This is a genomic window from Francisella adeliensis, assembly GCF_003290445.1.
Classification (GTDB): domain Bacteria; phylum Pseudomonadota; class Gammaproteobacteria; order Francisellales; family Francisellaceae; genus Francisella; species Francisella adeliensis.
On sequence record NZ_CP021781.1, the window covers coordinates 1,456,478 to 1,482,479 of the forward strand.

Genomic DNA, 26,002 nt, shown 5'->3' on the forward strand with positions numbered 1-26,002 from the left:
TTAAATTATTTCAAAATATCTTTGGTATTCCCAATCACTTACTGATTTAAGATACTCTTTCCATTCCCATTCACGTGTAGAAGTAAAATGCTCAACAAACTCTTCACCAAATAGCTCTTTTGCGATACTTGAATTTTTCATTTTTTGAGTAGCATCCCAAAGAGTAGGACTTAGTTTCACGGCACTTTCATCTAAGTAGCCATTACCTTTTATCGCTTCTTGATCTAATGATAGATTATTTTTGATACCATAAAGTCCACTAGCTAATGATGCTGCCATCGCTAGATATGGATTAGCATCTGAACCAGGAACTCTAAATTCAATTCTTGTAGCCTTTGGACTACCATTAATGACTCGACAAGCTACCGTTCTATTATCTACAGCCCAATTTACTTTAGTTGGTGCCCACATTCCTTCAACAAGACGCTTATAGCTATTTACTGTGGGAGCTATCATCGGTAGTATTTCTGGTAAACATAATAACTGCCCTGCAAGGTAACTTTGCATTAGTTTACTCATATCATTTTTTTCATTAGCATCATAAAAAAGATTATTTTCACCATCAGATAAACTTTGATGGATATGCCCAGAACAACCCGGTAGATTAGCTGTTAGTTTAGCCATAAAAGTAGGCTTAATACCATACTTAACACCAATTTCTTTGACTGCTGATTTAAAAAGTACCGCTCTATCTGCTGCTTGCAAAATATCTCCAAACAGTATGGCTGCTTCAATCACACCTGGACCTGTCTCAGTATGCAGACCTTCTATTGGTACATCAAAATCATTTAATAAGTCATAAATATCGTTAAAAAAATCTTTATTTTCACTCATTCTAAGTAACGAGTAACCAAACATGCCAGGAGTAAGAGGCTTTAACTCTGATGGCTGTTTATCTAATATACTTTCAGATGTTTCTCTAAAATTAAACCATTCAAACTCTTGCCCAAACAAAGCATCGTAGCCCATGCTTTTAGCTTGTTTTTTAACCTTTTTGAGCAAACTTCTTGGACAAGCTGGATGGCTTTTATCTTTATCTGAAAAATCTGCTAAAAAGAACGGTACATCATTGTCCCAAGGTACAGTTCTAAAAGTATCCGGATCAATAAATGCATCATCATCATGGAAACCGGTATGCCAACCTGTGTGCTTTACATAATCATAAGTGACATCACTACTATCCCAACCAAAGATTACGCTGCAAAAACCCATACCGTTGTCTAGTGCACTAGCAAATTTATCTTTATGAATATATTTCCCTCTCAAGACGCCATCTATATCTGTGACTGCCAGCTTAACTTTAGGGTTAGAGTTATTTTTGACTTTATCTAAAACTTTTTCTCTACTCATTATTACACTATTTTGACATAAGTTGTATATTGATTTTAGCATAAAGCTAGCTAAAGACACTTATAAAATCATCTATTAGTAAGCTAATTCTTGTTATTAAAAAGAGGTATATAAGCTACAGTAATATTGCTTTGATTCGAAGTAGTGTAATCTTGTAAAATATGACTGATATTGATTTACATACGATCAATCATATACAACTTTAGATTTGATACATAACTATCAATTATTTTGACAATGAATAGAAACACCATTAATTCTAACAAAGCGAGTATTAGTATCACACTCTCGCTCCATTTCTAACAACTTCTGTAGAAATGCCATACTCTTCTTTAGGTTTTTCTCTATAATTGTTTTAGTATAAGATTTCTTATCTAGGATAAGAACTTTACAGGAATCTTGAAGATCACCACATGAAATATGACAATTAGTACAGTCTACTGACTCGAAAGATTCAATCCTTGAAGACGGTTGATATATTATATTTAGCTTATCACCTTCTTGTAGTTTACTCATTTTTTGAGAACTGCTAACTTTACCTGTATTAATTGCAGAATATGCAAAGCAACTGAAAACGAAAAAAGCATTATTTAATTATTTAATATAAGATAATATGGTTTAAATTAGCTATCAAACGATAACTTCATTACGCTTCTTTTTCACCAACTATTCCTAGTCGTAAAGTATTTAACTCAGAAATAGCATCACAACTATCAAATTCTTTACAACCTTTTGCTATAGATAACTTAGCATCATCGCACTTCTCATCATCTGTGCAATATAAGCTATCAGTAGCTGCATAAATCAAACTGCCTAAACCTCGGTAGAATTGATATTTATTGACTAAATTTTCATCTACCTTATCCTCATCAGTTTCATCTTCTATAGGCTTTTCTTCTTTATGTAAACTGACTTTATATTCATGTGGCCAGCTATTGAAATGATATGAAATTCCTATTTGCACTGTATTACCATCAGCAATTGTAGCTGGTTGATTTTTTGGCCACCATTTATACAGCTCTATCGTGACTTTTTTGCGTGTGTCAGATACATCTTCCACACTATATTTAGCATCAAAGCCATCTACCCAAAGATCACTAATTTTTTTAACAACCGGCTTACCTTTTTTATCAATTTTTGAATCTATATAAAGTATTATAGCATTATCATCAGCGACAGGTTCATCACTACCAGATCTTAAAAGTAGATTAGTATTTGATCCATTATTTTCATAGGCATCTTTATTATTTTGTACAACTTCAAAAGGATTTGCCTCGTCTTCATCAGATATAATCTCATAATCTTTCGAGCTTTTATCTTTTACATCAAATTCAAACCTTATATCTTTATCTTCTTCAGCTATATAAGGGTTATTCTCTGTCCATGTATCATAAGCATTAAACTCAACCTTGAACACTCCTTTACTTATCTCTTCGATTTTGTAAGAGGTATAAGCTTTGTCAGTGTATAGATTACTAACTCCTGTTACTGGACTAGAGCTATTATTTGATTTAATTTCAAAGCTAAGCTTATTATCAGCTAAAGATAAATCTGTATCTTTATCACACTTAAATGTAACTTCGCCAGTAAAATCAGCCTTTGACTTAACTAGTTTACAACTTGATGCATATAAGCCATTAAATGATAAGGTAAATAAAAATAGTGTAAGCACAGATTTTATTAGTATAGACAAAAACTTAGTGGCAAAATTATCATTTTTTCTTAAAATCATCATTTTTTACCATTCCCTTTAGACTTTCCATTATTTCCTTTACTATTACCATTTCCTTTATTATTACTATTTTCATTACTGTTGCTATTTTCGTCATCAACATCACCAGATGGATCAACTTGACCATTCGGTCCGCCGCCACCTTTCCCTGGATTAGATGAGTCTACGCCGTCAGCATTATTGCCGTGGCCATTATTTCCTTTACCGTTTGCGTTATTATTTTCTGTAGTATCTAAGTCGCTATCAGTACTATCATCATAATCATGGTCATCGTGATCATCAGCAGAGTCAACAGCTTCATCTCTACATGCTCCAAGATAATCACCATGTCCTAAGTGACCTTTTATCGCTGATTCTGGTAAAGTCATAGTTTTCTCAGCACTAGTACCTGGTTTATGACAAATAGTTACTTTATCACTGCCTTCATCACTATGCCCATCTTGACTATCTGCAGGTTCTAACTTATTTAGTATCTTGTTATCAAAATCAACAACATATAAATGCTTATCAGTTGTTATAAATTTAATACCGTATTTAACAACTATACTTTCTATAGTTTCTTCTTCAAATTTTTCTATACGCTCTCCTGGAGCAGTATTTGACCCAAGAGTATAGTTGTATTGATAATAGCCGTTGTCATCATATGTTATGATGTAAAAATTTTCATTATCTTTTTTAACTACTATCGGCGTATTAGTTGTAGAACCTTTCAAAATAGTAGGTTCTACTTTATCAACTTTTTCACCCTCTGAAAGAGCACTTATATCGTAAAGCTTATCTCCCGCAAACATAAGGATATCACTTGGTGCAAAAGTCGCTGTAGGATCTAATATTGATAAGTGAAACTCATCCTTAGAGATTTGTCCTAAATCTTTAATCACACCCTTGTTTGATGCCTTATAAACATTCTTTTTTTCATCATAGCTAATATCAAGAATTTTTACCTTAGCTTCATTTTTTTTAGACTGCTCGCCAGCAGCAACAACTAATCTTGGGCCATTTTGATCTTCATTAAAATACCACTTAGCCGATACAATATCGTTCAAATGCTTGTCGCTTTTAACAGTATTTACATTTAATAAATCCAATGTGGCTTTTGATAAATTTTCTGAATTTAAATTTTCTAAACCTGTTGATGAAATATAAAGATGATCTTTATCATAAAGAGCTAATAATACTTGCCACTTACCATCTACTAGATTCCATCCAACAGATACCTCATAATCAGAAGATAAACCTAATTTTTCAACATTCATCGATTGAGAAGTATCACCTATAACAAGCGAAAGCTTACCTTCCTCTTTTTTAAGATAGCCTATATTTCCTTCTCTAGACCCTAAAATTTTACCATCAGCGAGCATTAACTGTTGCTGTGACTCAGTCAAACCAGATGTTTTTATGTAAGGAATATTTAGCTCGACGATATTATCATCATAAGATATTTTTGTATTGGAAAGCGGTAATTTATTAATAGAAATTTGTTCTTCCTTATAGACCTTATCATCCTTAATAACTCTGTGATTTACTATAAAGTTTATAACATGCGGCTGAGCATTATATAAAGATGCATCTGAATTAGTCTTATAAAGTGATGGTTCACTAGACACAAGCACATTATGAAAAACATAACCATCAACCTCATGTATACCTATTGTATAATCAGAGTCTGGTAAATTATCTATTTCATCACCAATACCATCAATATTATCTTGATTTAAACTTTCAAGGTTTTCATAATTTAATGATACTCTTATGCTTTCAAGATCCATCTTAAAATTATAAGCCATTGCTGACATAAAAACTAAAATAACAAAAGATAATATAATTACCATAGGTAATGCAGAACCTTTTATCTTATGACTTGTTAACCTCATGCGATTACCTTATAGAAATACAGTTTTTTTATAGCTCTTACCGTTTAAAGTAAACTCAACTTGTAGCGCTTTTGTATCTGATCTATCAAAATTCTGATCTGAAGTAATAGAGCTCCATGTAACACTACTACCAGAAACATTAGCAGATTTAACCTTTAAATCTTTGATACCTTCAACAAGCTCTTCATTTTTTGTATTTTGTCCATCTTGTATATGCATATATAAAGCATATATAGCCTGACCATTTTCATCTACTTCCCCTGTATTTGCAGTATAAAAAGTTTCAATTTGATATTTACCTGCATAATCACCTGCATTATAACTATTTGACGGGGCTTGCACTAACTTAACAATATTGCTTGATGAATTCTCAGATTCAACCTTTACTAAATCAACACTATCATCACTACATAAGGCTAGATAATCTCCATCACTAAGATCATCACTAGACTCTAATTCAACATTTAAGTTATTTACTTTGTTTGCCAACTTTGAAGAACCAGTCTCTGTTTTAACCATTATGTAATTAGTATTTGGCTCATATGTAATTCCAGGATTATCAAGTTTCCCTGCCAAAGATGATACATTTCCTACTTGGATATTAGAACTATCAAGTAAGAAGCTATTAGCAGCAACAGTATCTGATGTACTATTATGAAAACTAGATAAACTAGTACCATAACTACATGATATACCCGCTGTTCTAACCGATTTATATAGAATTCTTTTCACATTTAGCTGATCTACATTAGCTTTGACAGATGTGCTTACTGCCACATAGTTCTTCTTAGCAGAAGCAAACACTGTTACACTCATCCCGATCACAAGCAATGAAATAGTAGATGCCACTAAAAGCTCTACTAAACTTAAACCTGATATTTTCTTATTTGATTTTAATGAAAATCTCACTCTTAACTCAACCTTTTCACACATCAAACTTCATTAAGCATCACTACTTAATGAGGTTTAGATAATTAGTAAAAGCAACATTGGTCGCTATAATGCTAGCGACAATTGAATTAAAGATATAATCTTTAAAAATTACAATACTACCCTCTTATAACATAGATAAGACATAGTCTTCTACTTACAAGCTCTCTATGTTCTCTTAAAGACCGTTCGAAGTAGAAAAATATTATATTTTTTAAACGCGCCACAACGAAGTGACACTAGAACTTTTATTTATGAGGTGTTAAACCTTAATTATTAATACAGTCTTTACACGCATGATTGTAACACAAATAATTTATATCGCAAATTTAGTGAAAATAAAGCTAAAACATGAGTTTAAATATCAACCATTAAAAATAGCTTTATCTTTTGATACAGTAATTCCATCACCAGTAACTGTAAACTCAACAATAGCTGGATCATCTGTAGCCTCTTGAAAAAATACCATCGAACCTGACGATGTATCATTAAAACTTCCCGTTAAAACATAATCATCAATTCTCTGATCTAGGGCACTCGTCATATCAACCTGCTTATTTAAAGTGCTCGATGATAAAATTGTGCTATTGAAAACTAAAAAAAAAGCAAATAACAAAAACATCAATATAGCTATAGATATCATTGATTCCACTAAGGTGATACCTCGCTGTTTTGCTACTCTCTTGGAAAAATGCATTCTAATAAAGTTTACTCGATTAATTATAGTGAATATTAACATAAAGCTTATTAGAACGATAAATTTTTAATATCATCTATCTTTTCAAGACTCATTAAAAGTCTATCAAAGCCTAATGCAACACCTGAGCATTCTGGAATATCATCTAAACAGTCGACTAAACCATAGTCTATCTCTGGCAGATATTTGCCTTGCTCTTTACGAATATTTAAATCTGCTTCAAATCGCTTTAATTGCTCAACCTTATCTATAAGTTCATAGTAACCATTTGATAGCTCTACTCCACCTATAAATACTTCAAATCTTGCAGCAACTGTTTGCCCAACTTTATTTGAGATTTTCTTAGCTAAAGCTGATTGGTGTACAGTATAGTCATATATAAAATAAGCTGTATTATCTGCATTTAAATTTTTTTCAATTTTATAACTAAACAGTATATCTAGACAATCTGCAACTGATGGGTTTTCTAAACCTTGTATATCACCCAAAACCTCAAAAACATAGTCCTTTAGCTCAGTTAAACTAGCAGTATGAGGATTAAAACCACAATATACCTCAAAAACCTCTTGATAACCCAGGTATTTAAACTCTAAGTTCGGTTTGAGAATAGCTAACAATTGCTCTATCTCTTGCATAAGCTCAAAATAATCGATGCCAACCCTGTACCACTCTATCATTGTAAACTCATGATTATGCAGTCGGCCACACGGTTCATCACGAAAAGCTTTGCATATTTGATAGATACTTCCACTACCCTCAGCAAGTAGTTTTTTCATTGCATATTCTGGTGAGCTTTGTAGATACCTCTTACCCGAAACAGTATCTATAGCAAACACATCTATAAATGGGTCTGTAACGCCATAATCATAAGCTAATGGAGTATCTACTTCTAATACATTTAAATCTTTGAAATATTTACGGATTTTCTCAAGATATTCTGCTCGTTTTTTTATATTTACCAAGCTCATTAATCAACTAACCTAACAGTATTTATATTAGCTATGTCAAACTCTTGTTGCTGAACTAAACCATTTATATCCACTAATAACTTCAAATCCTTAGAAACACCTCTAGCAATACCAACAATACTTTCTGATGAGTGGTTAAAAGAAATTTTTTGACTTAAAAGATAATCATAACTACAAAACTTTTCTAATACTAACTCTTGATTTAAATCTATATTTTTAACAATATGACTAAAAACATTAACCAATGCTTTTGCATAGTCTACTGGCTTTTCATTTATAATAGCTAATGAAGTCCATTCTCTATTTATGCTCTCATCTAAGGCTGTCATATTTACATTAACTCCAACACCTATCACAACATCAAAACTATCTTTTTTGATATTTTTTGTTTCAATAAGTATTCCAGCAAGTTTTTTGCCATTGTAGTAAATATCATTAGGTAGTTTTATCTTGAGGTTTTGTTGTAGCTCAACTGGTATGAGTTTCTTAAGTCCCTCTGCAACACCTAGCGCTATCTTTAAACTTGCTAATGCTGTTTGATTAGCACTAAAATCACATCGAAAACCGATCGTTGCATAAATATTTTCATGACTTGAGGCCAACCATTTGTTACCACGGCGTCCTCGAGCTTTTGTCTGCTCACCTGCATAACATAAATGGTATTTATGCATAAAAACTTTATCTAATAGATAATCATTTGTTGAACCAATACTCTCAAAATACTCAAGCTCAATATCTTTGAGAAACTCAGTCAACTCTGTTTTTATATAGTTATGATTTTTCATTTTTTTCTATAGCCTTTATGTTCAAGCCCAAATTAACTTGTCCAAGAAACTCTTCTTTTTGAAGCTGATAACACGCTTTGATATTATCACCGATACTTATGTCAGCAACAATCGGGTTATCCGTAGCATTAAACCATATAGATTTAACAGACGTATTACCAATCCGTAAAACCATTTGAGCATGGATTTTATCTTTACCTACAAGCCTAAAACTCTCTACTATAAAATCATTACAAAACACTGGTTTATCAAACTCTCTACCAAATGGTTCTAGTGATTCTATTTTGGAAAATGTTGCTAAATTAAACTGGCTATCTTCAAGTTCAAAATCATACACTACAAATGGCTCTAATTTTAGATCCTGTTTTTTTATTTCTTTTAGTATGCAAGATTCAAAACATTCATAAAACTTTTCAAAATCATCTTTTTTGATAGTTAATCCAGCAGCTCCTTTATGTCCACCATACTTTATTATCAAATTAGGATCAATTTTAGCAACTTCATCTAGCATGCTTTTTATATGAATCTCATCGGTACTACGAGCTGAACCTGCTATTAATGAATTATCAGTTTGTGTTTGTGAGAATATAATTATAGGCTTACCAAAAGTATCCTTTAGCCTACTTGCAGATATACCATGTATTCCAGCATGACCATTTTCAAGCAGTATACACAGTGAGCTTTTAGTTTTATCAAGCACTCGAGCTTGTCTCATTGCATCTGCTGTTATTTGTTTTTGTATCTCTTTACGATTTGTGTTTTGCTCTTTAAGATTTTCAAATATATCAGCTGCTTTTAATTCATCTTGTTCTAGTAAAAAACTTACCGAACCTAAAGCATCAGCCACTCTACCATCACTGTTTAAAATCGGTGCAATACTAAAGCCTATATACTCAGAAGATAACTTCTCTTTCTCAAAAAAATCCCAACAAATACGATCACTTTTTTCTAGTTGTTTTAGACCAAGCTTTGTTACTATGCGATTATTATGGCTATTTGCCATACTCACACAGTCTGCAACTGTACCAATAGCAACTAAATCAAAAAGATTACTCAAAGCAAAACCTGTTAAAATAGGTATATTCTCTTGAATAAATTTTCTGCGTAAAGCTGCCATAAAAAGCCAAGCAACCATACACCCTGCTATAAACTTATCAGGATAGTTACAATCTGTTTGAGTTGGATTAAGTACAGCAACTGCACTCTTTGGTGAACCTTCTGGTGGTATGCCATGATGATCTGTAACTATAGTATCTATATCATTTTGCTTAAGCGTTGATATTCTAGGTTCATCTGTCGAACCATTATCTGCTGTTATAATCAGCGATGGTCGAACTTCATCTGTCAAAATCCTAGTCATAAGAGCTTCTGAAAGCCCATACCCCTCTTTCATTCTATGCCCAATATATGAGCGAATTTTTTCTTTAGGGTGATTGAATATTTTAGTTAAAGCCTCGTAAAATATTGCATGAGATGTTTGCCCATCGCAGTCGTGGTCTGTTTCAAGGCCTATCACTTCACCATTCTGCAAAGCAACAAAAAGTCTATTTACAGCTTTATCAATATCTTTAAATAAAAAAGGCGATGACAAATCTTTAATGCCACCATCTAAAACCAAATCTAAATTAGCTGAATCAGTTACTCGTGCAGCTATTATTTTAGCTAAAAAAGAATCTTTATTCTGAGCTGTAAGCTTTTGATAAATAGCCTGATTAATTAACCTTTGTATAATCATACAACTATATTAGCACCTTCTCTTCTGCCTTTGAGATGATTACGAAACATATTTACCCCAGACATAAATAAAAGCCCTAATGGAATAGCAAAAAATATTCCCCATAACCCCCACATTCCACCAAATATCAGGATAGCAGATACTACACCTACAGGATGCATATTTAAAACCTCTGAAAATAATAATGGTACAAGTAAATTACCATCTAATGCTTGTATAATGAAAAATACTGCCAACATTGAAACAAAAGTACCGTTCAAACCAAACTGAAGTATCCCAACCATTACAACAGGTACAGTAATTAAAGCCATTCCAACATAAGGGATAATTACTGAGAGACCAACACCGAATGCTAGAAGTATCGCATAGTTAAGGTTAAAATATGCAAAGCCTGCATATGTCACAATAGACACTATAAAGAACTCTATCGCCTTACCTCTGACATAGTCTCCAAGCTTAGGCTTTAGATCTTCCCACACATAGTACAAAGCTGCATTTTGCTTTGGTAAAAAACCTTTAAACCAACTGATTATTACCTCTTTATCTTTTAAGAAGTAATAAACCATCAAAGGCACTAAGAATAAATATATAAGTATCGAGAATAGTATAGGTAAAGTCGTTGCCGTATTTTGTAGCAAATATGTACCCACATTCGAGCTAATATTTTTCCAATCAACTGTATTGAACCAGTTCACAATAGAATTGATTCTTTCATCTGTAAGTAAAGTAGGATATTTAACAGATAATTCTTCTAAACTTGCTTTTAAACTTGATAGTGTATGAGATGCTTGTTTAACAAAATCTATTGTTTGATTGATGATAATTGGAAAAAGTACAAATATCATCGATAATAAAATCACCAAAAATATCATGTATACAAAATATACTAAGAATATTCTTTTTATTTTTGTCGTTTTATGGAGAATATTAACGAATGTATCAAGCAAATATGCTATAACCAGTGCTGCTAATATAGGTGCGATATAACTACCCAAAAATTTTAGGATAAGATAAAAACACAACATCATTATAATAAAAATGATTGGCTCATTATTTAGGTACCTATTTTGATACCAACCTCTTAAAACACGTAAAATCATATGACTTTATAAAATAACTAGTAAAAGTGAGTTTATTTTAGCAGTTTTTATGAATAATTGAATGATTGATTAAGTTCTTTTGAGGCTCACTATTACTGGTACTATTAAAGCTACTGCTATTCCAGCTACTAAAAGCAAATCAAACTCTAATGCCGACATATCTTGATCACCAAGAGGAATAAAACCTACAACAATAGCTATTACGCAACCAATACAACCTAATACTGCCATTACAGTTGTACCAAATAAGCCTTTATAAATTTCATACTGACCTTCTTGGCGTGGATAACTGATTTTCAGCTTTATAGCAGTAACAAACATCAAGATATATGCTATAACAGCAAGCTGAGCAGTAAGATCACTAAGATACCAATACGCCTCATTTACTGATGGCATAAATATATAAGAAAAACAAAATACCGTAAAGACTATAGCCTGTGTAATTAGCATAGTATCGGGTGCATCATTTTTATTGGTATTACCAAACATTTTTGGCAAGATATTGTCATTACTTACTACCATAAATGCTCGAGACAAGCCCATAATCCATGTAGCTGTAGTTGTAAATGCTCCAAATATAAGTGTAATAGCGATAAGATATGTCATCCACTCCATGTGTATTTGACTAAAAAAATAATTAAATGACACCATAAGACCAGTAACTATATCAACATCACCGACATCAAGCTGACTACTTACTATAATCACAGCAATGTTTGATAGTATCAATGACCCTAAAATAACACTACCTGATATTAGTAAAGCTCTTGGATAATTCTTCTTGGCATTTTTGACATTTGCAGCATGAATAGCACTCATTTCTAAACCGAATAAACTAAACATCGCAGTTATAAATAAAGCCCAACTACTCATATTATCACCAGATGGAATAAAGCTTTTAACCGTTGGCAAAACTATGTCTTGAGAATGAGAAAAAGACCAAACTATAGCAATTATTATGATTACTATCATTGGCAAAAGTGTCCCAATAATAGCTCCTAGCGTACTTACTGTACTAGATGTTTTCACACCAAATAAATTGATAGCAGTAGCACCCCAAAACATCACCAAACTCATAGAGATCATATACCATGGATTTGCAACTAAATCATTAGCACTATCACCAACTAGTGGTGCCATAACATAAGCTATAACTCCTGCAAAAAATCCACATATAGATGGAAACCATACTAAGTTATAAACCCACTGAAGCCATATTACAAGAAAGCCCATCTTCTTACCAAAAGCTTTTTTGACCCAAATATAAATACCGCCTGTCTCATTTGCTGAGCCTGTAGACATTTCTGCAGTAAGTAAAGCACAAGGGATTAAAAATACTAATCCTGCTAATAAATAAAAAGTGATAACAATCCAACCAGCTTGAGCTGTAATTGAAATATTCCTAAGGCTATCAACTGCAATGATATTTATCATTATCAGTCTTACTAGACCAAACTTTTTACTAGAAATTATTTGTTCCATAAGAATGAGATTTTGTTTCTACGATTCACCCGCCTAGTATATACTTTTAACTAAATGATGACAACTACACAAAGTAAATGAAATTACGAACCATTTTTATTAGTTTATTACCACTTTTAGCAGGTGAAGTTTATGCAAAAAATAGTTCTTATACTTGCAATAACGAGATTCTAAAAACCCCTTTGACTTCTAGTGAATATAAATCTGCCGTGAATTTTACTAACTGGGCTGATTATATCTCTCCTGATATTATCCCTTGCTTTAAAAAACTAACTGATACTCATATTAAATATATATATACATCAGACGACAATATGACTAGAGCAAAAATCATGACAGGTTCATCAGGGTTTGACTTAGTAGAGCAAGGTGCACTTTATCTTAATAGTGAAATTGCATCTAAAGCTCTAATTGAACTAGATAAATCAAAACTTCCAAACCTCAAGTATGCTAACAAAACTATATATGACAAAGTTTCTCAAATTAATGATCCGGGTAACAAATATGCCGTAGTATATACTTACGGTACAACTGGGTTAGCTTACAACAAACAAGAAATTGAGAAAAAACTTGGCAAAGGGACTATCCCAAACAGCTGGGAATATGTATTTAATGAAAAGTATCTTAAAAAAATCTCAAGCTGCGGAGTATCTCTTCTAGATGAGCCTGAACAAATCTTTGGTAACTATTTCTTTTATCACGGTATTGATCCTAACACTGATAGTAAAGCCGAGTATGAAAAAGCTGCTTTAGATATCATCAAACATATTCGCCCTCACATAAAATATTTTGATAGTAACAAATACCAAAATGACTTTACTGCTGGTAACTTATGCCTTGTAATGGGCTACTCTGGTGATGTAGTAAGATCTGTTGAGCGAGCTAAATTAATTAATCCTGACGTAACGCTAGCTTATGTAACCCCTAAAGAAGGAACAAATATTTGGTTTGATATGCTTATGATTCCAAAAGGTGCCAAAGATGTTGATAGTGCCTATGAGCTTATGAACTATATCATAGATCCTTATGTAGCTGCTAAAAATAGCAATTACATATATCAGCCAAATGCTATGACTGGTAATGAAAAATATCTTGATAAGATTTTTGACGACACAAACATCAGACCTACAGATGAGCAAATTGAGAAAATGTATGTGCTAAATATTCATGATGCTAAAATGCAAAGTTTTATCAGTAGAATGTGGATGAATGTAAAATACGGTGTAGAATTTGAACCTAAGTTTTATAAGGCTAGTTAATATCTTAGAGGACAAATCAATAAAACATAATATCCTTAACTCGTAACCCAAACCTTTAAACCCCTGATTTTATCATCTCACTTATATCTCTCCTTTGATTAACAAATAATTTTTCTTTGATATAGTCAATAAACTAACAAATCTTAACTGATAAAAATCAATGCCTGATTTTCGGTGATGTATTTTTTTTAAATGGATATAATTGCTTTCAAAAAAACAACCTTGGCTCTAAATGTGATTTCAAAAAATGATAAAAAAATATACTATCAGGCTCTGTTAGATAAAAACTCTGAATTTGAAGGAACTTTTTTTGTTGGTGTAAAGACAACAGGAGTTTTTTGTCGACCGACCTGTCCTGCCAGAAAACCAAAATTTATCAACTGTGAGTTTTTTAAATCTGCTAAAGAAGCTATGCTAGCTTCTTATAGAGCATGTCAACGTTGTCAACCTCTTTCACACCCTAACCAAGTTTCACCAGCCATAAAAAAACTTGTAGAAGCCGTGGAAGCTGATCCTGAGAAGCGTTGGAAAGATAAAGACTTTGCTAAATTATCTATTGATGCATCAACAGCAAGACGCCAATTTAAAAAACGATTTAGTATGACCTTTGTAGAATATGCTAGAGCAAGAAGAATGGGGTTAGCCATGAAACATATTCGAAAAGGAAACTTAGTTATCGATGCTCAACTCTCCTCAGGCTATGAATCTGGAAGCGGCTTCCGTGATGCATTTTCAAAAATTATGGGGGCAGCTCCGACAAAATCCGATTGTCGCATATTGAATGCTACTTGGCTAGATACTGAACTTGGACCTATGGTTTCCATTACTGATAATCAGGGCTTGTACCTATTAGAATTTGTTGACCGTCGTGGCTTAGAACTTGAAGTCGAGCGTCTTAGAAAAAGATTAAGTGCTGCTATTATCCCTGGAGAAACACATATTACCAAACAATTAAAAATTGAGCTTGAACAATACTTCCTAGGTGAAAATATAATTTTTAAAACGCCTATCAACTTAGTTGGTACTCCATTTCAAAAACAAGTATGGAAAACTCTTCAAGATATTCCAGCCGGAGAAACGCTATCTTATGCAGATCTTGCAAAATGCATAAACAAACCTACTGCATGTAGAGCTGTTGCTCAAGCAAATGGTGCAAATCAAATATCGATTATAATTCCTTGCCATCGAGTTATAAACAGTAATGGTGACTTAGGTGGTTATGGCGGAGGCATTATACGAAAACAATGGCTCATCAATCATGAAAAAAACATTACGCTTAGTAAATAAGGACAACTATATGCAACAGTTGAAACAAGAAAAAATGAAAAAATTTATCAAGGTAAAGTATATAACATTATTAGAGCTTGCTGAAAAATGTAATGTCGATGAACTAGATATTTGTAAATTAGAAAGAGCTCAATGTATTCCGAGACCTTCTTACGAGGTACGCTCTACTGACATGTTTTCAAGTCCTGTTGCAGAAGATCATCTTGTTTCAACTAGAGTACACTATTATCATCCATCAATTATAAACTTGGCAAAAGAAGCTCTTGCTTTATCTGCGTTTCACGAGCTAACAGAAGTAAATCAACAGCTTAAAGTAAATTTTCGCATTCAGTTAGAAAAAGAATTCAAAGGTATAAAAACTCCAGGTTGTCAAAATTTTGATCAAGCATGGGGCTATTGGGTAGATGGAACTTGGGGTATTTGCTTAAAAGAATTAACTGTTGAGTGTATGGCTAAGAAAGAACTATCAAGACTAGCAATTACTAATTTGATGAAATATGAACCAGGTACTATCAGCGAAGATAATAAAATGAAATTGATTGATGCTATAAACACATATCTATATAACTCTATGGACTTTCCAATATATGGTATACGCCATATATTACCACAAGAAGCTATTAAGAAATTTCAGCTGAAGATTGCTCTTAGTAAGAAGCATTTATTTTAATAATAGCTAGCACTTGATATGCTTTTCATCCGAAAAAAACTATAACCTCACATTTTTCAGACACTTTTCTGCCTAGTCTCTGGCATACAATAAATTATTGGAATCATTATAACTGAGGAAACTATAAGCAGCCAAGCGGGTGCATTAAACCCTAGTGAGACAAATAGTAAAGTTGCTACAAAAGGAATTGTTCCTCCAAAAAAAGAGTTACCAATATTGTAACTTAACGCATTTCCACTATAGCGATATTTGGCTCGAAATAGTTCTGGAGCTGCTGCACCATAAGACCCCCATATCAACATAAGGGGCAAACTAAGTAAAATCACTGCTAAAACTAACATTGCCAGGCTACTACCCATAATCATAAATGCAGGGTAAGATACTAATATATACAAAGCAATAGCAACTTTGATAAGAGTTTTACGCCCATATAAGTCACTTAACCATCCCCAAAATGGTGCTGAGAATGAAAAAAATAAACTAAAAATAGTTATAATTGCCAAAGATGTAAATTCATCATAACCAATTTGTATAAAATGTGTCTCTAAATACGATAAAACAAGGTAGTAAGCAATATTTCCATAAGCTGATATTGATATTGCAAAAAATAATGGTTTGAATTGTTTTTTCAACATCGATCTTACTGGCTTGCTTGATAACTCACCTTGTTCTTCAAGATTTTCAAAGGAACTACTCTCTGGTATGCTAAGCCTCATGATTAAAGCTAAAATAGCTAGTACTAAGCCTATAAAATAACCTAATCTCCACCCCCAGCTTTCTAATGCTTGATTACCTAGTTTATAGGTTAAAAGCATTACTATTAAAGATGCTATAAAAACTCCTGTCCCCGAAGCCATCGTTGCGAAACTTGCTACAAACCCTCTACGATTTGGTTTAGCTGACTCAATCATCAAAACCATAACTCCTCCATAAGATCCTCCTATTGAAAAACCTTGCACTAATCTCATTAAGACTAAAATTATAGGAGCTAAAATGCCAATACTATTATATGTAGGTAAAATAGCTATCACAATCATTGGTATAATCATCAATGATATAGAAAGCACTAAAGCAACTTTCCTTCCGAATCTATCTCCAACACTCCCTATTACTAGGCTTCCAATTGGCCCCATAAAAAAACCTGCAGCAAACACGCCAAAAGTCATCAAAATTGCACTAGATGGACTAGCAGATGGAAAAAAATTATGTGCAAATATAGTAGTAAGATAAGCAAATAACATAAAGTCATACCACTCAACTACAGTACTTGCAGATGCACAGAATATATGCTTTTTTGAGAAACTCATAAACTCTCTATAAGATAAATTTTTAAATCAAAACTATATGGTATCACAATCATAAAAAGTTATAATGACAAGATATAGCAATCAAAGAACAAGCTCATGACAAAAAATATTCTTATAACTGGAGCTAATGGCAAAATAGGTGCAGCTATAGCTCTTCAAGCTGCTAATCAAGGTTACAATATTGGACTACATTACCACAAAAATTCAAATGAGATAGATACCTTAGTTAAGCAAATAAGTAATATTGGTGTAAAAGCTGAAGTATTTCAGGCAGATATATCGAATGAAAATGATGTTATAGAAATGTTTAAAGATTTTTACAGTAAGTTTGGTAGCATCTATGCTGTTATAAATAACGCTAGTACTATATTCCCAGCATCACGATTTGAGGATATGTCTCATGAGCGCCTTTCTAGTATTTTTGACATTAATGTACTCGGTACAATGCTTTGTTGTAAGAGTGCCATAAAATACATGTCGAAAAAACATGGTAATAATGGCGGTAAGATCATCAACATCTCTTCAGCTGCTTCAAGACTTGGATCTGCTAATGAATATATTGATTATGCTTGTACAAAGGGTGCTATGGACACTCTCACAACAGGATTATCTCTTGAACTTGCAGATGATGGAATCTTAGTAAATAGTATTCGACCAGGATTTATACACTCAGATATTCATAGATTATCTGGAGATCCTGATAGAATAGAAAAATTAAAAGATAAAATCCCTCTTAAAAGAGGTGGATTTCCAACAGAAGTGGCAAGTGGCGTTATTTGGCTACTATCTGATGGTGCTAATTATTGCACAGGTACATTTATAGATATGGCAGGTGGAAAATAAAGTTTATAGATACACTAATCTAAAATTAAATATACTAATTACCCTGTTTTGAAATTGCGACCTAATAAGTTAAACTAAAAAATGATAAAATCATCATAGCAATTTACAAATAAATAATCTTAATGAAACAACAATCAATATTTATAACAGGATGCTCTCATGGGGGTATTGGTTATGAAACAGCTAAATACCTAAAAAACCTAGGGCATAAAGTTTTTGCCTCTGTAAGACAAAATAAAGATTTTGAAATGCTGAAAGAAGAGGGCTTTGATGTATATCTTGTTGATGTTACAAATTATCAGCAAATAGATGATGCTTTGACAGATATTTTAGAAAAAACAGCTGGCAAGCTAGATGTTGTCTTTAATAATGCCGGCTTTGGTCAAGCTGGTGCTTTAGAAGATATTGACACTAAATATCTAAAGGAGCAATTTGAAACTAATGTTTTTGGGCTTCATTACATAACCAATAAAGCTGTAAAAATTATGCGTAAACAAGGCTCTGGGAAGATTATTCAACATAGCTCTGTTCTTGGACTTATTTCTATGAAATATCGTGGTGCTTATAATGCAAGTAAATACGCTATCGAAGGTATCGCCGATACTATGCGTCTTGAACTGCAAGGCTCAAATATCTATATGAGCCTACTAAATACAGGGCCTGTAACCAGTAAATTTAGAGAAAATTCTATAAAAACGATCAAAAATGTAAACTCTGAAAATTCTGCACACAAAAAAGACTATGAAAAAATACTAGCAAGACAAAATAAAAAAGTTCCATTTAATGAGGGAGCTATTTCTGTAGTTAAAGTTGTTGAAAAAATTATGAACTCTGACAAGCCTAAACCAAGATATTATATAACTAAAGCTACTTGGTTTATGGGTATATTTAAGAGAATACTACCTACAAGTATCCTTGATAATATTTTAAATAAATACTGATTACTTAAGTCTTCGATATACCTATGAAAAAGTTGATAGTTATAATATTATTTTTAATTATATTTATAGGAATAGCTTTCTCTAAGAGAAGAGAAGAGATTGGTCGCGATTTTCAATCATGGAATAATATCACAGCTTTCGGTGGCTTTGACAAAGTCGATCCAAGACTTTCAAACTTTATATACGAGCTTACTTATCAAGAAAGGTTCGGTGATGATGCAAGTAGACACTACCAAACACTACTAAGAGGTGGTATAGGATATAAACTAAATGAACGACATAGTTTATGGTTAGGGGCAGACTATATTAAAACTAGAGATCTTGTCCCTGAGGTTGTAAATACTAGTGGTATTTGGCAACAGTACTTATATAGAAACAAGTACAATGATCTAAAATATTTTTTTCGTGCTCGTCTTGAAGAGTTAATCATCTCTACTAGAAAATTCACAGTTTTACGAGGTAGATATATGCTTAGAGGTGCTTATCCTATATCTGAGGATCGTAAGACTGAAGTTATAGCTTTTAATGAGTTTTTTAACAACTTCAATGGTGATGGCAATATAGAAAATGCCACCTTAATACAAAACCGTGCTTTTGCTGGTTTAGGTTATAATTTTAATAAAACAGCTCATATTGAGATCGGTTATATGAATCAGTATGTGCATAATTCAAATGGCTTTGATTTCACAAGTGATATTTTATTCTCTTCTTTAGTTCTTAATTTTTAAAACCTCCTCTTCTACAGCATTCATCACAGCACTATAATTCGGTGTTTTATACTTAGCTGATGCAAATTTAGCTTTTGATAATTGCTGACTTTGAAGTTTATTCGTTAATAAGATAATACCAAAGTTATTATCTGGATCTATCACAGTATCCATTCCTGTGAAGCCTGTATGTCCGTAAGTATTTGAGCTAGCATACTCACCCATCATCCATGCCATAGTACCTTGAGAGCCAGCTCGACGCCAACCTGTAGCGTAAGTATCATTATGAACTTCCGGAGCTATATATTTATCCAAAGTAGCTTTATCAAAAAGCGTAACTCCATTATAACTACCGATGTTTAGTAATAACTTAACAAGTACTGCCAAATCTTTAGCACTACCAAATAGACCTACATGTCCTGATACCCCACCCATACTATAAAATAGTTTTTCATCATGAGAATGTCCTTGTATCGGATTAACTCGCATATTATCGTAAGGTGATTTTTTATTATCAGCATCTACAGACCAATTCCCAACAGCTGTTTGAGCTATGTTTTTAGGCTGTATCTTCATGCCTTCGGGCATGATATTTTAAACTTATGCCTAAAGGTTTATAGATTTCACTCTCTACATATTTATTTTGTGGCATACCTACGATATTTTCAATAATAACTCCAAGCAACATAAAGTCCGTATCACTATAAACATTCTCTGTACCTGGTTTATACACACGCGGTGTGATTAGGTGCTTAGGATTATTACCACTATCATTTCTACCTGTAATAAAGTCTATAGTTGTCGCCCTATCTTGAGAATAAAAACCATTTTCTGCAACAGTTTTACCATTTGTCATAACAGCATTTTTATTATAAAAATTTACCTCAGGTGCAAAACCTGCTGTATATTCAGCAACTTGCTTTACAGTTATATCTTTATATGGATAATCTTTTATATAAAAAGCAACGGGCTTGTTTATATCAAGTTTACTAATATATGAAAGATGCATCATTGCTATAACCGTTGAGTAAACTTTAGTCAAAGAAGCTAAATCAAAAATAGTATCTGTATTCATCAAAGTTCTATCTTTATCTGCCAAATAACAGTTCTTTGGTATGCTATAGTCAGCATTTGTTTCACAACCTGGCTTAAACATTACCTGATAGCCATACGCACTTTGTTTTACAATTTTGTCACCCATCTATAACAAGTAAAACAGCTCCACTAAAGCCATTTGCTACATCATTATCAATAATTGCATCAGCTTTTGCAAAATTCATTTCTTTAGAAGAACTATAACCAAATGAAAAAATTAAAAGGATTGTTATTATTGAAAATAGAGATATTTTTTTTAAGCATTTATTATCTTCTGAATTTATAAAGTAAGTATCCTATCAATATAAATGTTAATCCTTCAAGCCCTACGTTGGTATTTATCATACCCACTCAGCTATAGACATGTAGAAGAGTTAATGAAAGAGCGCGGAATAAGTGTAGATCACAGTACTATAAACTGCTGGGTTATCAAATATGCTAAAGAGCTAGAAGAAACTTTTAGTAAGAAATTCAGGAAGTATGGTAGTTATATCAGCTGGAAGATGGATGAAACCTACCTAAAGCATAAAGGTAGAGATGTATATCTATACCGAGCAATAGATAAGCATGGAGATACATTAGAGTTTATGGTTTCTCCTAAAAGAGATGAAAAGTCAGCTCGTAAATTCTTCAAGCAAACCATTGGTAAACATGGTTTGCCAGAGAAAGTCAATGTAGATAAATCTGGTGCTAATGAGGCTGCTTTGCTAAGTATTAATATCTTTCTGTTTTTGCTTGGGATATGGTTAACTCACGGTATAGAGATTAGACAAAATAAGTATCTTAATAATTTGATAGAGCAGGATCATAGAAATATAAAAAAGATTGACTCGACCCATGTTAGGGTTTAAATCATGGGACTCTATGGAATCTACTATAGCAGGTTACGAGTTGGTTAACATGATTAAAAAAGGTCAGCACATTAATGCTGGTAAGATGACTCTATGGGATCAATTTTATGCAATAGCGGCATAACTGTATCTAGTGATAGATGATTTCTGAAATACTGTATCCATCTACCCAGTTTGCGACAGAACCGTATCTAGAGAATAGTGATCATAAGAAAAATGAAACTATTACAGATATTTGCGACAGAACCGTATAATATAAATTCATATAATTAACTTTACAACACAATTAATTTATGACTCTTACATTAAAGCAAGAAAAAATAGCAATTAATAAAAAACTTAGATCATATCGTACAAGTAAACGCAAATTTTTACTGGATTTTAGCAAAATGAATTTAAGTCCAGAAGGATTAAATTACGCCCAAGAAGAATTAGCTAAATTACAATTTCAAGCAAAAGCTTCACTTGAAACAGATCAAGGTATTAATATTGAAGAACAATTATACCAATTAGGTTATACACAAAGTCATTTGAGGCCATGTGCAGACAGATATAATTGTTCAATATTATTAAACACATTACTTACTAATAATAATTCATTTGTTACACAAGAAATAAGTTTAGAAAATAGAGTTAATTTAGTAGTTGCAGCTAATGGTAATAATGATGGTATACAAGTATTTTTCAAAACATATCCTAAATTAAAAAGTGTAGGTTATAAAATTAATCATTGTGTTAATTTACTTAAATTAAATCATGATGGATTTATGCTCAAAAATCTTATACCATATGATTCTAAATTAACTGGGTTAGGGTATAAACCAGAAGATATAATTAGATTAGCCTCTCATGGTGGAGGATCAGTTAATTTAGAAGCTGTTTTGAGACTTAATCCTCAATTAATTGGGTTAGGGTATAAATCAGAAGATATCATTAGATTAGCCTCTCATGATGGAGGATCAGTTAATTTAGAAGCTGTTCTGAGACTTCATTCTCAATTAACTAGATTAGGGTATAAATCAGAAGATATAATTAGATTAGCCTCTCATGGTGGAGGATCAGTTAATTTAGAAGCTGTTTTGAGACTTCATTCTCAATTAACTAGATTAGGGTATAAATCAGAAGATATAATTAGATTAGCCTCTCATGGTGGAGGATCAGTTAATTTAGAAGCTGTTTTGAGACTTAATCCTCAATTAATTGGGTTAGGGTATAAATCAGAAGATATCATTAGATTAGCCTCTCATGGTGGAGGATCAGTTAATTTAGAAGCTGTTTTGAGACTTCATTCTCAATTAACTAGATTAGGGTATAAATCAGAAGATATAATTAGATTAGCCTCTCATGGTGGAGGATCAGTTAATTTAGAAGCTGTTTTGAGACTTAATCCTCAATTAATTGGGTTAGGGTATAAATCAGAAGATATCATTAGATTAGCCTCTCATGGTGGAGGATCAGTTAATTTAGAAGCTGTTTTGAGACTTCATTCTCAATTAACTAGATTAGGGTATAAATCAGAAGATATAATTAGATTAGCCTCTCATGGTGGAGGATCAGTTAATTTAGAAGCTGTTTTGAGACTTAATCCTCAATTAATTGGGTTAGGGTATAAATCAGAAGATATCATTAGATTAGCCTCTCATGATGGAGGATCAGTTAATTTAGAAGCTGTTTTGAGACTTAATCCTCAATTAATTGGGTTAGGGTATAAATCAGAAGATATCATTAGATTAGCCTCTCATGATGGAGGATCAATTAATTTAGAAGCTGTTTTGAGACTTAATCCTCAATTAATTGGGTTAGGGTATAAATCAGAAGATATCATTAGATTAGCCTCTAGTAATGGAGGATCAGTTAATTTAGAAGCTGTTTTGAGACTTAATCCTCAATTAATTGGGTTAGGGTATAAATCAGAAGATATAATTAGATTAGCCTCTAGTAATGGAGGATCAGTTAATTTAGAAGCTGTTTTGAGACTTAATCCTCAATTAATTGGGTTAGGGTATAAATCAGAAGATATCATTAGATTAGCCTCTCATGATGGAGGATCAGTTAATTTAGAAGCTGTTTTGAGACTTCATTCTCAATTAACTAGATTAGGGTATAAATCAGAAGATATAATTAGATTAGCCTCTAGTAATGGAGGATCAGTTAATTTAGAAGCTGTTATTGCAGTCCATAAAGCATTACATAGTAATGGCTATAATAAAAAACAAATAGTTTTAATCGCTAGTGGTTCCAGTGGAGGGATGCGTTTACATGCATTAAATAATTACCACTTTTTATTTCATTCTATCGAAAATATTCAATTATTAATAACTATACTTCAATCTCATTTAGAAGCATTTAGAATAGAACAATATATGATATCTGGAGTTCTATTGAATTTATTAAAACAAGGACAAGTTATATCTGAACAACCATGTAAGATTCTTATTGATAGTTCTATATTGAATCCAAATATATGTCAAACATTAAGCAATATAATTAACAAATATCAATTTAAAAATAAACCACTCTACTTTAATCCAACTACAAGTATTATTACATGTATGTTATCAACTCAAGAATGTTACCAATTATTAGCTGTTTGGGAGAGACGTAATATTTCTCCTAGCGAAATACTCAATAATTTATTAAATCCTATAAATATTTTTCAATACCAACTAATCAGTCAAACAAATGAACCAGACGTGTATTTTTTAGATTGCTATCATTGGCATAAATTCTATCCTAATATGGAGATTAAACAATTACAACAGTTATTAATTAAAGCAATTAACTTAGGAATAAATAATTGCGATATTTTACCTGAAGATAATAGAACATTAATTATTGAACCATATAATGATAATTGGATTAAATTATCTATATCTATTATTGATACTATCATGGATGATAGTTTCAATAATTTAACTAGAGAATTATTTTTTTGTCAACTTGCACCTGACAGTAGTAATTTAATTGATGATGCTATTTACATATATAAAACTCAACAAACTATAGAATTTTTAGTTACTAGTAAATCGAGATCTTCTGAAAGATTTATATTAGACACCTCTACAATCTATAAAGATACTATTGAAGAAATAGAACAAGCTTTAACTCATAAATTAGGCGCTCTTAAAGGTGCTACATATCATACTCTTATTAAATGTTTATTAGCTCAAGGATATCAAGTAACAGGTTATTTTAGTATGAATATTATAGGGGCAGATGTAATGCCTCCAACTATTATAGCTGATGATTATCCTGAATATATTACTTTAGAATGGTTATCTTCAGAACCTATGTCACAACGTTCTAGACTTAGAACTCATGACATCAATAGTATAAAAACTCTTCATAATCCTACTCCAAAGTCCCAAGCCATTCACCAAATGCTTAATCTTTTAGCATTACCTGATGCCATTTCACCATTAGACTCTATTCAAAATAATCATACATCTGCTAATCATGAACAACAGACTCAAGGAAGAATTTCTCCTATTTCTCAACAATTAGATATAACTCTTATGAGATCAAGAAAAAGACCACTTCAAAAATCTGACAATACTATTTATCATGATAAACGTTATTGGACATTCATAGGTGAAGGAAGTTATAATAAGGCATATACTGATGGTCAAGGATTTGTTGTTAAAGTTGCTAAAAATGAACTTGGTTTAATGGATAAATCTGAACGTTCTGTAAGAGTATTTAATGAAATAAATCCAACATTACCACAAGAAGTACTAGCTCATGTATCACAAGATTTATGGATATCACCATTAATTGAAAATGAAACATTATCTCCTATAGAACAAGCATCATTTATATTTAAGACATATATAGAACATGGAAGGTTAATATTAGATGGATATTGTCAGAATAACTTATTGCAGAGTGCCAAATATAATACTCCAGTATGTATTGATCCTGGTAATGTCGTACGTCGTAATTCTATTGCTAGTCAGGAGCATTGGTATGCAGCGAATGAAAAAACGTTATTACGTCGTCAACTATATAGAAAACATATGATAGATACTATAGATCATTATCATAAAATAAGACATATTGATAGAACATTACCTATATTAATGATACTAGCTTTAGATTTTATTGATCGTAAAATGCAACATCTACAGTTACAACTTATTTTAAAAAAAAATATAAAATCATTAGGAATAGCTTTTTATTTTTATTACAAACATAATCAAAGTTCTACTCAACAAGAGTTTATTCTTTCAGCAAATATTATAGATAAAATTTTATACGGAGACCAATATATTTGCGATACATTAGATCAAAGTTTTAAAACACTAAATAAAAGTAGAGTAGTAACTTTATTTAGACAAATAAATATAGATATGTCACTGATCTAGTTTTAGATAAGACTATTTCTGGTCA

General features: G+C 32.1%; 22 protein-coding genes. 8 read left to right on the forward strand and 14 right to left on the reverse strand.

Going from position 1 to position 26,002, the window contains the following annotated elements; genetic code table 11:
- The 11 genes from CDH04_RS07065 to CDH04_RS07115 all read right to left on the reverse strand — a co-directional run bounded on the left by CDH04_RS07065 (window position 1) and on the right by CDH04_RS07115 (window position 12,653).
- Window positions 1-1,350 carry a glutamine synthetase family protein gene (locus CDH04_RS07065; RefSeq protein ID WP_112870352.1) on the reverse strand — a complete coding sequence of 450 codons (1,350 nt, stop codon included), beginning with the start codon at window positions 1,348-1,350 and terminating at the stop codon, window positions 1-3.
- 222 nt (window positions 1,351-1,572) lie between these two features.
- Window positions 1,573-1,866 carry a hypothetical protein gene (locus tag CDH04_RS07070; protein WP_112870353.1) on the reverse strand — a complete coding sequence of 98 codons (294 nt, stop codon included), beginning with the start codon at window positions 1,864-1,866 and terminating at the stop codon, window positions 1,573-1,575.
- A 130-nt stretch (window positions 1,867-1,996) separates the two neighbouring features.
- A complete protein-coding gene (locus CDH04_RS07075) occupies window positions 1,997-3,085 on the reverse strand; it encodes a hypothetical protein (RefSeq protein WP_112870354.1) in 1,089 nt (362 codons plus the stop codon).
- Window positions 3,082-4,956, reverse strand: a complete 1,875-nt coding sequence (locus CDH04_RS07080) for a hypothetical protein (protein WP_112870355.1) — start codon at window positions 4,954-4,956, stop codon at window positions 3,082-3,084. Before CDH04_RS07080 ends, CDH04_RS07075 begins: the two co-directional genes overlap by 4 nt.
- A 9-nt stretch (window positions 4,957-4,965) precedes the next feature.
- Window positions 4,966-5,889: a PilW family protein gene (locus CDH04_RS07085; protein ID WP_112870356.1), complete on the reverse strand. Its 924-nt coding sequence runs from the start codon at window positions 5,887-5,889 to the stop codon at window positions 4,966-4,968.
- A 361-nt stretch (window positions 5,890-6,250) separates the two neighbouring features.
- Complete coding sequence (locus CDH04_RS07090; RefSeq protein WP_162699211.1) at window positions 6,251-6,583, reverse strand: type II secretion system protein; 333 nt, start codon at window positions 6,581-6,583, stop codon at window positions 6,251-6,253.
- 50 nt (window positions 6,584-6,633) lie between these two features.
- Complete coding sequence (gene epmA / locus CDH04_RS07095) at window positions 6,634-7,551, reverse strand: EF-P lysine aminoacylase EpmA (protein ID WP_112870358.1); 918 nt, start codon at window positions 7,549-7,551, stop codon at window positions 6,634-6,636.
- A complete protein-coding gene (locus CDH04_RS07100; RefSeq protein ID WP_112870359.1) occupies window positions 7,551-8,336 on the reverse strand; it encodes a biotin--[acetyl-CoA-carboxylase] ligase in 786 nt (261 codons plus the stop codon). Before CDH04_RS07100 ends, epmA begins: the two co-directional genes overlap by 1 nt.
- Entirely contained in the window at window positions 8,323-10,071 is a 1,749-nt protein-coding gene (gene recJ / locus CDH04_RS07105) for a single-stranded-DNA-specific exonuclease RecJ (protein WP_112870360.1), read from the reverse strand. The genes CDH04_RS07100 and recJ overlap by 14 nt, the downstream gene beginning before the upstream one ends.
- A complete protein-coding gene (locus CDH04_RS07110; protein WP_112870361.1) occupies window positions 10,068-11,171 on the reverse strand; it encodes an AI-2E family transporter in 1,104 nt (367 codons plus the stop codon). Before CDH04_RS07110 ends, recJ begins: the two co-directional genes overlap by 4 nt.
- A 69-nt stretch (window positions 11,172-11,240) precedes the next feature.
- Window positions 11,241-12,653 carry an APC family permease gene (locus tag CDH04_RS07115; protein ID WP_112870362.1) on the reverse strand — a complete coding sequence of 471 codons (1,413 nt, stop codon included), beginning with the start codon at window positions 12,651-12,653 and terminating at the stop codon, window positions 11,241-11,243.
- Window positions 12,654-12,730: 77 nt separating this feature from the next.
- Here CDH04_RS07115 and CDH04_RS07120 point away from each other — a divergent pair, with 77 nt between their 5' ends.
- The 3 genes from CDH04_RS07120 to CDH04_RS07130 all read left to right on the forward strand — a co-directional run bounded on the left by CDH04_RS07120 (window position 12,731) and on the right by CDH04_RS07130 (window position 15,869).
- Entirely contained in the window at window positions 12,731-13,912 is a 1,182-nt protein-coding gene (locus CDH04_RS07120) for a polyamine ABC transporter substrate-binding protein (RefSeq protein ID WP_112870363.1), read from the forward strand.
- A gap of 222 nt (window positions 13,913-14,134) precedes the next feature.
- Window positions 14,135-15,199: a bifunctional transcriptional activator/DNA repair enzyme AdaA gene (locus CDH04_RS07125; RefSeq protein WP_213075198.1), complete on the forward strand. Its 1,065-nt coding sequence runs from the start codon at window positions 14,135-14,137 to the stop codon at window positions 15,197-15,199.
- 10 nt (window positions 15,200-15,209) lie between these two features.
- A complete protein-coding gene (locus tag CDH04_RS07130) occupies window positions 15,210-15,869 on the forward strand; it encodes a DUF6058 family natural product biosynthesis protein (RefSeq protein WP_162699212.1) in 660 nt (219 codons plus the stop codon).
- Window positions 15,870-15,925: 56 nt separating this feature from the next.
- On the opposite strand, the gene CDH04_RS07135 is transcribed toward CDH04_RS07130, so the two are convergent.
- Entirely contained in the window at window positions 15,926-17,176 is a 1,251-nt protein-coding gene (locus tag CDH04_RS07135) for an MFS transporter (RefSeq protein WP_112870366.1), read from the reverse strand.
- A gap of 96 nt (window positions 17,177-17,272) precedes the next feature.
- On the opposite strand from CDH04_RS07135, the gene CDH04_RS07140 reads away from it, so the two are divergent.
- From CDH04_RS07140 to CDH04_RS07150, 3 genes are all read left to right on the forward strand, one after another.
- Window positions 17,273-18,019: an SDR family oxidoreductase gene (locus tag CDH04_RS07140; RefSeq protein ID WP_112870367.1), complete on the forward strand. Its 747-nt coding sequence runs from the start codon at window positions 17,273-17,275 to the stop codon at window positions 18,017-18,019.
- Window positions 18,020-18,141: 122 nt separating this feature from the next.
- Window positions 18,142-18,960, forward strand: a complete 819-nt coding sequence (locus tag CDH04_RS07145) for an SDR family NAD(P)-dependent oxidoreductase (RefSeq protein ID WP_162699213.1) — start codon at window positions 18,142-18,144, stop codon at window positions 18,958-18,960.
- A 23-nt stretch (window positions 18,961-18,983) separates the two neighbouring features.
- The gene (locus CDH04_RS07150; RefSeq protein WP_112870369.1) at window positions 18,984-19,688 is read left to right on the forward strand and encodes a DUF2490 domain-containing protein; all 705 of its coding nucleotides are present in this window, start codon (window positions 18,984-18,986) and stop codon (window positions 19,686-19,688) included.
- On the opposite strand, the gene CDH04_RS10055 is transcribed toward CDH04_RS07150, so the two are convergent.
- Together CDH04_RS10055 and CDH04_RS10060 are read right to left on the reverse strand one after the other, a co-directional pair.
- The gene (locus CDH04_RS10055) at window positions 19,671-20,243 is read right to left on the reverse strand and encodes a serine hydrolase (RefSeq protein WP_162699214.1); all 573 of its coding nucleotides are present in this window, start codon (window positions 20,241-20,243) and stop codon (window positions 19,671-19,673) included. The genes CDH04_RS07150 and CDH04_RS10055 overlap by 18 nt on opposite strands.
- Window positions 20,227-20,868 carry a serine hydrolase gene (locus tag CDH04_RS10060; protein WP_112870371.1) on the reverse strand — a complete coding sequence of 214 codons (642 nt, stop codon included), beginning with the start codon at window positions 20,866-20,868 and terminating at the stop codon, window positions 20,227-20,229. Before CDH04_RS10060 ends, CDH04_RS10055 begins: the two co-directional genes overlap by 17 nt.
- A gap of 202 nt (window positions 20,869-21,070) precedes the next feature.
- Between CDH04_RS10060 and CDH04_RS07165 the strand changes: the two genes are divergently transcribed.
- Both CDH04_RS07165 and CDH04_RS07170 read left to right on the forward strand, forming a co-directional pair.
- Window positions 21,071-21,737 (forward strand): IS6 family transposase gene (locus CDH04_RS07165; protein ID WP_234393534.1). Its coding sequence is split into 2 segments (ribosomal slippage): window positions 21,071-21,580 and window positions 21,582-21,737, totalling 666 coding nucleotides; the frame shifts between segments, so codons are not numbered across the junction.
- A gap of 265 nt (window positions 21,738-22,002) precedes the next feature.
- On the forward strand, window positions 22,003-25,977 hold the full coding sequence (locus tag CDH04_RS07170) for a hypothetical protein (RefSeq protein WP_216821886.1): 3,975 nt from the start codon (window positions 22,003-22,005) through the stop codon (window positions 25,975-25,977).
- Window positions 25,978-26,002: the final 25 nt, after the last annotated feature.